The organism is Streptomyces tauricus (genome assembly GCF_014650955.1).
Lineage (GTDB): Bacteria > Actinomycetota > Actinomycetes > Streptomycetales > Streptomycetaceae > Streptomyces > Streptomyces tauricus.
The window spans coordinates 1,065,151-1,077,239 of the sequence record NZ_BMVY01000001.1 but is presented as its reverse complement, the minus strand read 5'-3'; the positions used below and the strand labels follow the sequence as shown (position 1 = coordinate 1,077,239).

Genomic DNA, 12,089 nt, shown 5'->3' with positions numbered 1-12,089 from the left:
TACCAGGAGGCCCGCGCGATCCCCGGTGACGCGATCGACCAGCACGCCAAGTTCGGGGCCGAACTGCCCACGCTCAAGTCGACGTTCCACCTGTACCCGATCGACGGCGCCGTCCACGACCACGCCCCGACGGACACCGCCTGGAGCTACCGGGACGCGCGCTGGGCCTCGGTGTACGCGGGGGTGGACCCCGATCCGGCGAACGCAGACCTGATCAGGCAGTGGACCGTCGACTACTTCGACGCCTTGCACCCGTACTCGGCGGGCGGCGCCTACGTGAACATGATGATGGACGAGGGGCAGGAGCGGGTCCGCGCGAGCTACCGCGACAACTACGCGCGCCTGGCCCGGATCAAGGCGGACCACGACCCGGACAACCTGTTCCGGCTGAACCAGAACATCCAGCCGGCCGCACGGTCCTGACCGGCCCCACCGACCGTCCGCGGAGGGCCCTGGCGCCGACGGGGGGCGTCAGGGCTTGCGGGCCACGCCTCCGTACACATCCGTCGGCTGCGGGTCGGTGCCCGGCTCGGGACGCCACAGCGGGCAGGAGACGATGCCGGGGTCCAGCAGCTCCAGACCGTCGTAGAACGCGGCGACCTGCCGGGGGCTGCGCAGCACGTACGGGACGGCGCCGGTGTCGTCGTACCCCTCCTGGGCCCGCCTCAGCTCGGCGTCGGTGTCGGTGCTGTCGTAGTGCACGAAGTAGCTGCCCGACGGCAGGGCGGCCTGGAGGTGGCTCACGATGGACTTGGCCTCCTCGTAGTCCTGGATGTGGCCCAGGATGCCCATCAGCATCAGCGCGACGGGCTTCTCGAAGTCGAGGATCTTGCCCGCCGCCTCGATGATCGTCTCGGGCTCGTGCAGGTTCGCGTCGATGTAGTCGGTGACACCCTCGGGCGTACTGGTGAGCAGCGCCTGGGCGTGCCGCAGCACCAGCGGGTCGTTGTCCACATAGACGATCCGCGCCTCAGGCGCCACGCGCTGGGCGACCTGATGGGTGTTGTCGTACGTGGGAAGGCCGGTGCCGATGTCGAGGAACTGGCGGATGCCCAGCTCACCGGCGACGAACGTCACGGTACGGATCAGATAACCGCGGGAGGCGCGGGCCATCGTCTCGATGTTCGGCGCGATCCGGCGGTAGGCGTCCCCCGCCACCCGGTCGACCTCGTAGTTGTCCTTCCCGCCCATCCAGTAGTTCCAGATGCGGGCCGAGTGCGGCACCGTGGTGTCGATCTTCGACAAGGCGTCCTGGTCGGGGGTGCGCTGGCCTTCTGCCATGGGGATCTCCTGCCGTGCGTCGGCGGTCACTACCTAACGTAGCGTCAACTCACTCTCACTTAGCCCTGATTGAGAACGGCCGGGTCAGGCGACGAGGAAGTCGGCCTGGCCGGACTTGGCGCCTTGCAGGAACGAGATCATCTCGTCCCGGGTGTAGACCAGCGCGGGCCCGTCCGGATCCGTGGACTGGCGGAGGGCGACGCTCCCGTCGGGCAGCCGCTTGGCCTCGACGCAACTGCCGCCGTTGGTACCGCTCCAGGGCTTGTGCCAGCCCTCCGTGCCCAGCTCGACGGCGGGGATACCGCTGTGTACGGGGTCCGTGGACGTCATGGCTCACAACTCCTTACGCAGTTCGGCCAGGATGCTCCTGGTCCGGGCGACCGGCGCCGCCTGCACGGACATCCGGTCCAGTACTTCGAGATACGTCACGACGTCGGCGGGCTGGTCCACATAGACCGAGCCGACGAGGCTCTCGGTGTAGACGACGTCGGGAAGTTCGGAGAAGCCGAAGCGGAAGTAGTGGAACGGGCCGAACGCGCCGGGGTGCGCGCCCACCGAGAAGCGCAGTATCTGGATCCGGACCTTCGGCATGTCCAGGGCCTCGCTCAGCCGGTCGATCTGGGCCCGCATCACCTCGGGCCCGCCCACCGGCCGGCGCAGCACGGTCTCGTCCAGGACGGCCCAGACGGCCGGGGCGTCGGACTTGGCGAGCAGGTCCTGGCGCCGCAGACGCAGGTCGACGCGGCGGGCGATGTCCGCCTTGGTCGCGTTCGGGAATCCGACGTGCAGCAGCGCGGCCGCGTAGTCGTGCGTCTGCAACAGGCCCGGGACGTAGTGGGGTTCGTAGAGACGGATGACACTGGCTTCGCTCTCCAGGCTCACGTACGCGCTGAACCAGTCCGGCAGCACGTCACGGTAGGAGTACCACCAGCCGGGCCGGTTGGCCTCCCTGGCCATCGTGAGGAAGTCGTCCACCTCCGACGAGGGGACTCCGTACGTGCGGAGCAACTCCCGTACGTAGGGGATACGGAGGCCGACCTCGGCCTTCTCTATCCGACGGACCGTCAAAGGGGTGACCTCGATGGCCCGGGCGGCGTCCTCGAAGGAGATGCCCGCCTGTTCCCGCAGGTGCCGGAGCCGCTTCCCGAGGACCATCCGCAGGACGGTCGGCGCGCTGCCGCCGGAGCGGTTGTCGCTCACGTCCTACCTCCCGGAACGGCCGTCACGCCCAGCAGTGTGCCACGCCGTGACTGACACAGACAGGGCCGTGCGGATCGTTCTGAAATTATCAGAACGCTTGTTACGAGTTGAGTGTGTACGCAATCATAGGGACCGAGTGACGTGCCGCACAGTCCGGCGGCTACGGCGCACAACGGCGCTCGGTAGCAGCGCACTTGAGCGCCCCCGGCGGGTCGGCCGAGCCCGCAGCAGCGTGAAGCGAGACCTGGATGGCCACCGTGAGCGACGGACAACCGAGGAACCCGGGCAGAGTTCGCACCGCGGCCGGGACGACACGGCCGCGGTCGGCGTCGAGTGCGACGGCCACGAGGTACACGGCACGGCCGCCGACCACTCGACAGGCCGAGGCGCCGGCCGTCATCGCGGACACCGCCCGCCGTACGGGACGGAAGACCCCCGCGGAGCGGGCGTGCCTCCCGACGGGGACGCGGACCGCAGACCGGTCGTGAACCGCGACGCGGACACGCACCGCAACGGGGACATGCAGCGCAGCAGGGAAAGGCCGCACCACGGGGAAGAGACCCACGACGGGGTGGGGGAGATGCGCAGGGGATACGCGTCCGACGCGACCGACGAGGAACGGACAGGGCTCGCCCACGACGCGGTACGGGAGGGCCACCCGGCGGTCCTCCCGGCGCTCGCCGCCGCCCTTGCCCGCGAACTGGTCCGCCGGGTGGACGAGGACCACCGGGCGACGGGAGAGGCACACCGCAGTCCCACGCCGGCCGCGCGGCACCGCCTCGCGAAATGCCGCGAGGCCAACGCCGAGGCGCTCAGAACCATCGTCCGGCGCCATACCTGGCCGACCGCGGACCTGGTCGGCGCGCCCGCCTCGACCGCGGCCCTGATGATCCTGCTGCACACGCGGGATCTCGGCTTCCAGGTCGTGTGCCGCGACCTGATCGCCCAGGCCGTGGCGGACGGACGCTGCCCGGCACCGCATCACGCGTACATCGCCGACCACTGCGCCGTGGAACTGGGCCAGCCGCAGTTCTACGGAACCCGTATCGACCCCGTGACCTGCTGTCCGTATCCGGTCCGCCGGCCCGACACGCTCGACGAGCGGCGTCGCGACGTCGGTCTCGCTCCCCTCGACGAACAGATGCGGACCCTACGACTCAGCGGGTGAGACGGTTGGGCCCGACGGGTGAGAGCGCGCCACGGGTGACCGGGACGACGGGCCACCGGGACGGGGGCGCACGGGACCCGGCGCAGGACCCAGCACGGTACCCACGGCGGCCGCCTACGGTTCGAGGCGCAGCTCCCGCTCCTGCTCCTGGTCCCCCGAGGCCGCCCCTTCCTCGTGGACCTTGAAGGCCGCCGAGAGCGTCTCGTCGGCCTGGCGCACCGCCTCCGGGCTGCCCTGGAGGGTGACGGTGACGGACGTGGAGAGCTTGGCCCCGGCGGACGGCTTGTCGCCGCCGTCGCCGCCTCCGCCGTCGCCGCCTCCGCCGTTCGACGTGTCGCTGCCGAAGGTGGCCGTGTAGACCGTGGCGCCGTCGTCGCCGGGCAGGGTGTCCGGCGATCCGAAGACGGGTTCGAGCGTGTGGACGACAGCCCGCGCGTCGGCGGCCGAACCGCCGGTGAGAGTGAGCGTCAGAGCGAGATGCGTGCCGGACGTCATGAGAACAGCCACCTTTGCTTGTACGTGTTTCTTGTACGTGGACGAATGCGGGCCATCCGCTCGTGTAACCGGTTGCCCTGGACACAAACGGCGGCTCGACCTCGCGTGGGCCTGTCTCCATGACACAGCCATCCGCCGGACCCCGCAGCCGCTGCGGCACGGCCCGGCCGCCGACGAAGCGCCGAGCCGCTCCCAGGTCGGTTCCTAGGCCCGCTCACAGGCCCGTTCGTACGACGGCCGGCAGGGGTCCCGCCCGGCGGTCAGCCGGAGGCGGTCGGTTCCGCCTGGACCAGCCCTTCGCGGTACGCGATCGCCACCGCCTCCGTACGGCTCGCGGCGCCCAGCTTCGCGAGGATGTTGGAGACGTGCACGCTCGCCGTCTTGCCGCTGATGAACAGCTCCTCGCCTATCTGCCGGTTGGTGCGGCCCCGTGCGAGGAGCAGCAGGACGTCGTTCTCCCGGGCGGTCAGCGCGGGGACGCCCTCCACCGGGGAGGTCTCCGCGAGGCGGGCCCGGCGGATCAGCCGCTCCACGTCCGTACGCAACGGCGCCGCGCCCAGCCGGACGGCCGTGTCCCGGGCCGCCCGCGCCTGCCCGGCGGCCTCCTCGCGCCGCCCCGCCGCGACCAGGGCCTCCGCGAACCGGAGCCGGCAGCGGGCCTGCTCGTAGACGTCCCCGTAACCGAACGCCTCGACCGCCCTCTCCCAGGCCGCCGCCCTCTCCTCGGCCTCCGTCTTCTCCGAGGCTTCCGCCTCCTCCCGGCCCCGTGACCACTCGGCCTCGGCGCGTGCCAGCCACGCCCGGCCCTCGGGACCCTGCGGTGAACCGTCCTCGCCCTCGGCGGCCGTGGCCCGGGCCATCCCCACCAGCTCCGCCCCGGTCTCCGACCAGCGCCGCACACCGTCCTCGTCGCCCGCCAGACGGGCGGCCATGGCCGCGTCCGCCACCGGGGCCAGGGCGAGCGCCGCGAGCCGGACCACCACATCGGGCGTCGTACCGGCGTCGTCGACGAGAGCCGCGACGCTCGTACGCACCTGCTCGACGGCCGCTTCGGGATCGTGGCGCAGGACCGCCGCGTCGGTCAGGAGGATGCCCGCCACGAGGGTGGCCATCCAGTCGAACGGTCCGTCCAGGAGGGCACGCGCCCGCTCGGCCGCCCCCTGCTCACCGCGTGCCAGCGCCACCGCCAGCGCCGGGCCGATCGCGTAGCCACCCGCCGCGGGCAGCCGCTCCGCGTCGCTCTCCGCGGCGCGGACGCATTCGTCCCACTGGCCCAGGGAGTAGAGCACCAGGGACCGCAGGTAGCGCATCTCCAGCGGATAGGGCGAGGCGAGCAGCCCCGCACGACCCGCGCGCTCCAGCCCGTCGGAGAGCCAGGTCAGGCATTCGTCCAGGTCACCGGACTCGTACGCGCCGATGGAGAGGTTGAAGAGCGCGCGCATCTCGATCGAGATGTTCCCCGCGCGCCGGGCCAGCTCCCGGGCCTCCCGCAGCCGGGCCCGTCCTTCCGGGGTGGTCCGGCGCGCTCCCGCCAGACCGACGAGGGAGATCATCAGGTCGGCCCGGGCGTCGGGTATGCCCAGCTCCTCGGCGATTCCCAGCGCCCGGCGGGCCACGTCACGGGCGGTATCGTCGTCGCCCACGTACCGCGCGGCCATGACGTGGGTGGACGCGGCCCACACCCACGTAAGCGACGGAGGGTCCGCGGGGATCATCGCGAGGGCCTCACTGCTGTACGTGAACGCGGCGGTCAGGCTGTCGATCCGCATGAGGTTGCCCGCGAGCGTGTAGCGGACCCTGGCGGCCAGTTCGGAGTCCTCGTCGGAGCCCATGCGCGCGAGGGCGGCCCGGGTGAGCGAGACCGCCCGGTGGGTCTCGCCCGCGTGGGCGGCGGCGGCCGAGGCGCGCAGTGTCAGGGTGACCGTGTCGAAGCCGTCGGGCCGCGCGTCGGTGGGCACCGCCGACCACAGGTCGAGGGCGGCCTCCAGGTGGCGCAGTTCCTCGGCGGGAGCGCGGACCCGTGCCGCGTGGTCGGCGGCCTCCAGCGAGGCCGCGAGCGCGTCGGGCAGGTCGTGGCTCTCGCGTGAGTGGTGGGCGCGCTCCGCCGCGCACTCGGCGGGCAGGCCCCGTCCGGCCAGTACATGGGCGAACGCCCGGTGCAGCCGCACCCGTTCACCCGGCAGCAGATCGGCGTAGACCGCCTCACGGATCAGGGCGTGCCGGAAGGAGTAGGAGCCCCCGCCCGAGTCCCCTCCGGCGACGAGGAGTTGCCGTCCGACGGCTTCGCGCAGCGCCGACTCCAGTTCCTCCTCGGGCAGTTGCACCGCGTCGCGCAGCAGGTCGTGCTCGACGCGGCGTCCGGCCACCGCCGCCGTGCGCAGCACCTGCTGTGCGGTCGGCGTCAGTTGCTCGAAGCGGCTGAGCAGCACGTCCGCCAGACCGCTGGGGACGGCGGAGGCGGCCCCGGACACGGTCTCCGAGGTGGCGGCCAGCAACTCCTCCGCGTAGAAGGCGTTTCCCTCGGCGCGCTCGACGATGCGCCGGATCGTGGCAGCGGGCACGGGGGCGGTCCGCTGGGACCGGACGAGCCGGGCCACCTCGCCGTCGGGCATCGGCCGCAGCTCCAGCCGCTCCACGGCGGGCAGCCGCACCAACTCCGCGAGCAGGGGCCGCAAGGGATGTCTGCGGTGCAGATCGTCGGCGCGGTACGAGGCGAAGACGGCGAGCCGCTGACCGGGCGCGCCGCCCGCACTTCCCGCGCCTCCCAGGACGCCCCTGCTGAGGAGGAAACGCAGCAGGTCGCGGGAGGACTGGTCCGCCCAGTGCAGGTCCTCCAGGACCAGCAACAGCGGGGCGGCCCGGGTCAGTTCGGCCAGGAGCGCGGCCATGCCCTCGAACAGCTGCGGACGGCCGCCCGCGTCCCGTGCCCCGTCCCCGCCCTGCCCGATCAGCCGGTCGACCACGGGATGTGCCGCAAGCGTGCCGGAGAACCGCTCGTCCCCGGCGAGCACCCCCAGGATCTCGGTGAACGGCAGATACGGCAGACCCACGTCACCGAGGTCCACACAGTGCCCCGTGACCACCGTCGTGCCCGCCGCCGCTGCCTGCCCGGCGGCCTCGGCCAGCACCCGGGTCTTGCCCACGCCCGCGTCCCCCGCGACCAGCACGGCGCGTGCCTCACCGGCCCGGGCCCGGTCCAGCACCTGGGTCAGCCGGGCGAGCTCGTCCGCGCGCCCGATGAAAGGCCCCATGAAGGGTCCGTTGAGCGGCGTGGTGAATGCGGTGGTCGACACGGGATCCATCCTGGCACGCGCCACCGACAACCCCCTGGTCCCACGGGTGGGAGCAGGGGGCGGGGGGGGGTCAGCGCAGCGTCTGCGCCCAGTTCGCCGGTACCCGCCCCGCGGGGCCGGGCGCGGGCTGGTCGGCCGGGTGGCTGAGCGGCGGGGCGAGGTCGGGCCCGGACTCGTACAGTTCTGACGTCTCGAAGTTCCAGAACCAGGCCTCGCCCGGCTCGAAGCTCCGGATGAAGGGGTGGCCCGTGCTCTGGTGGTGGGCCGTGGCGTGCTTGGAGGGGGAGTCGTCGCAACAGCCGACGTGACCGCACTGGGTGCAGCGCCGCAGATGGAACCACCAGCCCTGAGCGGCCTCGCACTCGACACAACCCGTGCCGCTCGGCGGCACGCTCGGGTCGATTCCTGCAGTGTCCGAGGTGGTCATGACGCCTCCTGAGGGGTGTCGGATCCAGTGGGGGTGGATTCCGTGACGGATGCTGCGGCGGGTCCGGCGCCGGGCTCCGGACCGGGCTCGGAATCGGGTTCCTCCGCGGTGAGCGGGAGGAAGACCTGGAAGCGGGTGTCGCCGGGCTCGGAGTGCACCTGCAGATGCCCGTGGTGCTTGTTCACGACGATGCGCCAGGAGATGTCGAGGCCGAGCCCGGTGCCCTCGCCCACGGGCTTGGTGGTGAAGAACGGGTCGAAGATCCGGCCGCGGATCTCCTCGGGCACCCCGGGCCCCGTGTCACGGAACTCGACGAGCAGTTGCTCCCGTTCGAGCGCGGTGCGCACGGTCAGCGTGCCCTCGCCGCCCATCGCCGAGGCGGCGTTGTCGATGAGGTTCGTCCACACCTGGTTCAACTCGCCCGGATAGGCGGGGATCCGGGGCAGCGAGCGGTCGTAGTCCTTGACGATCCGTACGCCCGGCCCGATCTTCCCGGCGAGCATCATCAGGGTGCTGTCGAGCAGTTCGTGCACGTCGGCGACCTGGTAGGGCGCCCGGTCGAGCTGCGAGTACTGCTTGGCCGCGTTCACGAGGTTCGAGACGCGGGTCGTGGAGTCCTCGATCTCGTTCATCAGCAGCTCGGTCTCGACCGTGTAGTTGAGCCACCTGATCGCGCCTTCGAGCGTCCCGTCGTCGACGGTCGCGGCCACCTGGTCGAGCCAGTCGATGTCCAGCCCGGCCTGCACGAACGTCGGCGCCAGCTCCCAGCCGCCCGCGATGCCGTGGTCGTCGAACCAGTCGCCCAGCGCGTCCTCCCGGTCGGAGGCCTCCAGCGGGCTCAGGGGCGTGGCCTTGGCGACCTGCTCCGCCGTACGCTCCTGGATCTCGACCAGCGTCTCCAGGGCGTCGCGCGCGTACGGGCCCGCCGCGATCATGCCGAGCTTGTGCCGCATGCCCGCCACCCGTCCCCGTAGCGCGGACGTGGCACGGACCGCCGCGGCGGCCGGGTTGTTCAGCTCGTGCGTCAGCCCGGCGGACAGTGAGCCGAGCGCCAGCAGCCGCTCACGCTGCCCGATGGTCCGCTGGGTGTTCTGGCTGCCGAAGAACAGCCCCTCCAGCAGGTGCACGGCCATCGGGAACCACTCCCGCAGGACCGCGGAGAACGTCTCGGCGGGCAGGATGAAGAACCGCGAGGGCTCGGTGACCCGCAGGGAACCCTTGTAGCGGGCCTCCTCCGGGGCCGCCAGATAGGCCTGCATGGCACCCGCGTACACCCCGCGCTGGGAGGTGCGGTTGATCTCCACGTCATCGCCGCCGACCCGCCGCGACATGACGAGCGTGCCCTCCAGGAGGACGAAGAAGCAGGTGGCCGGCTCGCCCTCCTCGTACACGTAACCGGGCTCGAACAGTTCCACCCGGCCCTCGGCGCACAGCCGCCCCAACTGCTCGGCGTCCAGCTTCTCGAACAGGAACAGGGTGCTGAGTTCCTTGATGTCGCACGGCATCGGCCGCCCGCTCATGACTGCTCCAGGTACCGGTGGACGAGCATCACGGCCATGGCTCCCTCTCCTACGGCGGAGGCGACGCGCTTGGCGGACTCGGCGCGCGCGTCACCCGCCACGAACACCCCGGGCACATTGGTCTCCAGGTGGTACGGCGGCCGGTCCAGCTCCCAGTCGGGCGGCGACTCCCCACCGACCGCCAGGTCGGGCCCGGCGACGATGAACCCGCGCTCGTCCCGCAGGACCGTGCCGTCCAGCCAGTCGGTCAGCGGCGCCGCGCCGATGAACACGAACATCCACTGCGCGTCGACGAGTTCGGTGTGGCCGCTCCCAAGATCGCGCAGCGTGAGCTGTTCCAGATGGTCGGAGCCGTGCACCGCGTCGACGACCGTCCCGGTGCGCACCGAGATGTTCGGCGCGTTCGTGATCTGCTCGATCAGATAGTGGGACATCGACGCGGTGAGGGAGGAGCCGCGCACCAGCAGGGTGACCGACTTGGCGCCCCTCGACAGGTACATGGCGGCCTGTCCGGCGGAGTTCGCCCCGCCGACGATGTACACGTCCTGCCCCTGGCAGGCGGGGGCCTCGGTCAGCGCGGAGCCGTAGAAGACCCCGCACCCGGTCAGGTCGTCGGCGCCCGGCGACTCCAGCTGCCGGTACGACACGCCCGTCGCCAGGATCACGCAGTGCGCGGAGATCGCCGAACCGTCCGCGAAGCGCACGGTCCGCGAGGCCCCGGTCACCTCCAGCCCCGTCACCTCGCGTGCCGTCAGGATCTCGGCGCCGAACTTCGTCGCCTGCCGTCGCGCACGGTCGGTGAGCTGTCCGCCGGACACGCCGTCCGGGAAGCCGAGGTAGTTCTCGATCCGCGAACTCTGCCCTGCCTGTCCGCCGGTCGCGGAGCGCTCGACGAGCACCGTCCGCAGCCCCTCCGAGGCGCCGTACACCGCCGCGCCGAGTCCGGCCGGGCCGCCGCCGATGACGACCAGGTCGTAGAACTCGGCGGTCGGCGTCGTGGCGAGGCCCACCTCGGCGGCCAGCCGCTGATCGTCGGGCTCCACCAGCACCGCCCCGTCCGCGGTGACCACGAGGGGCAGCCGCTCGCCGTCCTGCTCCGCGCAGGCCAGCAGCCGCTTCCCCTCCGGCTCGTCCGACGAGTACCAGCGGTACGGCACCTGGTTGCGGGCCAGGAACTCCCGTACGTCCGAAGATCGCGCGGACCAGCGATGACCGACGACCTTCGTGATCGGCACGGCCCGGTGGTCGGAGGTCCGCCAGGCGGCCAGCAGGTCGTCCAGGACGGGGTAGAGCTTCTCCTCCGGCGGGTCCCAGGGCTTGAGGAGGTAGTGGTCCAGATCCACCACGTTGATCGCGTCGATCGCCGCGTTCGTGTCCGCGTACGCCGTCAGCAGCACCCGGCGCGCACTCGGGTACACGTCCAGGGCCTGCTCCAGGAACTCGATGCCGTTCATCTGCGGCATGCGGTAGTCCGCCAGGATCACCGCGACGAGATCTCCGCGCAGCTTCAGTTCACGCAGCGCGTCGAGCGCGCTCTCGCCGGACTCCGCGCGCACGATGCGGTACGTCTCGCCATAACGACGCCGCAGGTCACGGGCCACGGCACGCGAAACTCCCGGGTCGTCGTCCACGGTCAGGATGACGGTCCGTGCTGCGTCTGTGCCCTGTGCCATTCGTCTCCCACCCCGAGAGGTCGGCGTCCGCGCGCGGATACGCGCGACGCCTTTCCGTTTGCACGCCCATCGTATGTTCGATCCCCCCGATCTGCTTCGGAAATAGGGACGTACCACCCGGCAGGACCCAACGGGTGTCGTACGGCCGAGCCGGGGCAACCGGAGACGGGAGGCAATGATGAACGCAAGCACGTTGACACGAGGCAGCCGGGCGGGGAAACAGAAGGCGGCCCCTGCCATAGAGGGGGCGGCGCGGGCGGGTTTCACCGCGCGCGGTGTCATCTACTTGTTGGTGGGCCTGCTGGCCCTGCAGATCGCCTTCGGAGGCAGCGGCAAACAGGCCGACCAGGGCGGTGCGCTCCAGGAGGTCGCCGGGAAGCCCTTCGGAGAGGTCGTGCTCTGGGCGCTGGGCGTCGGACTGGTCGGCATGGCCCTCTGGCGGCTGTCCGAAGCGATCTTCGGCGCGGCGGGCCCCGACGGCGACAAGGCGAAGAAGAGGCTGGCATCGGCGGGACGGGCCGTGTTCTACGGCTTCATCGCCTACTCCGTGATCTCCTTCGCCGCGGGGGCCGGCGGGAGCGGTTCGAGCGACGGCAAGTCCAAGGACGCGACGGCCAAGGCGATGGAGCTGCCCGCCGGACGGTGGCTCGTGGCCATAGCCGGCGTGGTGATCCTGTGCGCGGGAATCTGGATGGTCGTGCAGGCCGCGCGCCGCAAGTACCACAAGCACATGAAGCTCGGTGAGATGTCGCGCAAGGTGCGCCAGACGGTCGACGTGACCGGTGTCGGCGGTGGTGTGGCCCGCGGTCTGGTGTTCGCCGTCGCGGGCGGCTTCGCGGTCCGCGCGGCCTGGGACTACGAGCCGGACAAGGCCAAGGGCATGGACGACACCCTGCGCTCCTTCACCGAGACCCCGGTGGGGCCGTGGCTGCTGGTGCTCATAGCCGTCGGCCTGATGCTCTTCGGGGCGTTCTCGTTCGCCATGGCCAGGTACCGCAAGGTCTGACCGACCACGGAGACGGCACAGGGCTG

10 protein-coding genes and 1 pseudogene are annotated in these 12,089 nt (G+C 71.5%); 3 read left to right on the top strand and 8 right to left on the bottom strand.

The window, feature by feature from the left end:
- Positions 1-18 precede the first annotated feature (18 nt).
- Positions 19-423, top strand: a pseudogene (locus tag IE278_RS04615) (BBE domain-containing protein); the annotation flags it as partial.
- A gap of 48 nt (positions 424-471) precedes the next feature.
- Here the strand turns inward: IE278_RS04615 and IE278_RS04610 are convergent.
- The 3 genes from IE278_RS04610 to IE278_RS04600 all read right to left on the bottom strand — a co-directional run bounded on the left by IE278_RS04610 (position 472) and on the right by IE278_RS04600 (position 2,481).
- Entirely contained in the window at positions 472-1,281 is an 810-nt protein-coding gene (locus tag IE278_RS04610) for an SAM-dependent methyltransferase (protein WP_189768885.1), read from the bottom strand.
- Between the two features lie 84 nt (positions 1,282-1,365).
- The gene (locus IE278_RS04605; RefSeq protein WP_189768883.1) at positions 1,366-1,611 is read right to left on the bottom strand and encodes a DUF397 domain-containing protein; all 246 of its coding nucleotides are present in this window, start codon (positions 1,609-1,611) and stop codon (positions 1,366-1,368) included.
- Positions 1,612-1,614: 3 nt separating this feature from the next.
- A complete protein-coding gene (locus IE278_RS04600; protein WP_246569861.1) occupies positions 1,615-2,481 on the bottom strand; it encodes a Sco1979 family transcriptional regulator in 867 nt (288 codons plus the stop codon).
- Positions 2,482-2,929: 448 nt separating this feature from the next.
- On the opposite strand from IE278_RS04600, the gene IE278_RS04595 reads away from it, so the two are divergent.
- Positions 2,930-3,649, top strand: coding sequence for a DUF6624 domain-containing protein (locus IE278_RS04595; RefSeq protein ID WP_308434875.1), 720 nt, complete (start codon positions 2,930-2,932; stop codon positions 3,647-3,649).
- 114 nt (positions 3,650-3,763) lie between these two features.
- Here IE278_RS04595 and IE278_RS04590 read toward each other — a convergent pair whose 3' ends face one another.
- The 5 genes from IE278_RS04590 to IE278_RS04570 all read right to left on the bottom strand — a co-directional run bounded on the left by IE278_RS04590 (position 3,764) and on the right by IE278_RS04570 (position 11,057).
- On the bottom strand, positions 3,764-4,144 hold the full coding sequence (locus tag IE278_RS04590; protein WP_189768881.1) for a hypothetical protein: 381 nt from the start codon (positions 4,142-4,144) through the stop codon (positions 3,764-3,766).
- A 260-nt stretch (positions 4,145-4,404) separates the two neighbouring features.
- Positions 4,405-7,446 (bottom strand): helix-turn-helix transcriptional regulator, encoded by a 3,042-nt coding sequence (locus tag IE278_RS04585; RefSeq protein ID WP_373311899.1) that lies wholly within the window; start codon positions 7,444-7,446, stop codon positions 4,405-4,407.
- A gap of 61 nt (positions 7,447-7,507) precedes the next feature.
- Positions 7,508-7,864, bottom strand: coding sequence for a UBP-type zinc finger domain-containing protein (locus tag IE278_RS04580; RefSeq protein ID WP_189768879.1), 357 nt, complete (start codon positions 7,862-7,864; stop codon positions 7,508-7,510).
- Positions 7,861-9,384 (bottom strand): ATP-binding protein, encoded by a 1,524-nt coding sequence (locus IE278_RS04575; RefSeq protein ID WP_189768877.1) that lies wholly within the window; start codon positions 9,382-9,384, stop codon positions 7,861-7,863. Before IE278_RS04575 ends, IE278_RS04580 begins: the two co-directional genes overlap by 4 nt.
- Positions 9,381-11,057 (bottom strand): NAD(P)/FAD-dependent oxidoreductase, encoded by a 1,677-nt coding sequence (locus tag IE278_RS04570; RefSeq protein WP_189768875.1) that lies wholly within the window; start codon positions 11,055-11,057, stop codon positions 9,381-9,383. Before IE278_RS04570 ends, IE278_RS04575 begins: the two co-directional genes overlap by 4 nt.
- A 178-nt stretch (positions 11,058-11,235) precedes the next feature.
- On the opposite strand from IE278_RS04570, the gene IE278_RS04565 reads away from it, so the two are divergent.
- On the top strand, positions 11,236-12,063 hold the full coding sequence (locus tag IE278_RS04565) for a DUF1206 domain-containing protein (RefSeq protein ID WP_189768873.1): 828 nt from the start codon (positions 11,236-11,238) through the stop codon (positions 12,061-12,063).
- The last annotated feature ends 26 nt before the right edge of the window (positions 12,064-12,089 follow it).

Excerpts from the sequence above, each read along its gene's own strand:
- IE278_RS04570 (WP_189768875.1), bottom strand. The coding sequence starts at position 11,057 with ATGGCACAGGGCACAGACGCAGCACGGACCGTCATCCTGACCGTGGAC.
- IE278_RS04585 (WP_373311899.1), bottom strand. The coding sequence starts at position 7,446 with ATGGATCCCGTGTCGACCACCGCATTCACCACGCCGCTCAACGGACCC.
- IE278_RS04580 (WP_189768879.1), bottom strand. The coding sequence starts at position 7,864 with ATGACCACCTCGGACACTGCAGGAATCGACCCGAGCGTGCCGCCGAGC.
- IE278_RS04610 (WP_189768885.1), bottom strand. The coding sequence starts at position 1,281 with ATGGCAGAAGGCCAGCGCACCCCCGACCAGGACGCCTTGTCGAAGATC.
- IE278_RS04590 (WP_189768881.1), bottom strand. The coding sequence starts at position 4,144 with ATGACGTCCGGCACGCATCTCGCTCTGACGCTCACTCTCACCGGCGGT.
- IE278_RS04575 (WP_189768877.1), bottom strand. The coding sequence starts at position 9,384 with ATGAGCGGGCGGCCGATGCCGTGCGACATCAAGGAACTCAGCACCCTG.
- IE278_RS04565 (WP_189768873.1), top strand. The coding sequence starts at position 11,236 with ATGAACGCAAGCACGTTGACACGAGGCAGCCGGGCGGGGAAACAGAAG.
- IE278_RS04605 (WP_189768883.1), bottom strand. The coding sequence starts at position 1,611 with ATGACGTCCACGGACCCCGTACACAGCGGTATCCCCGCCGTCGAGCTG.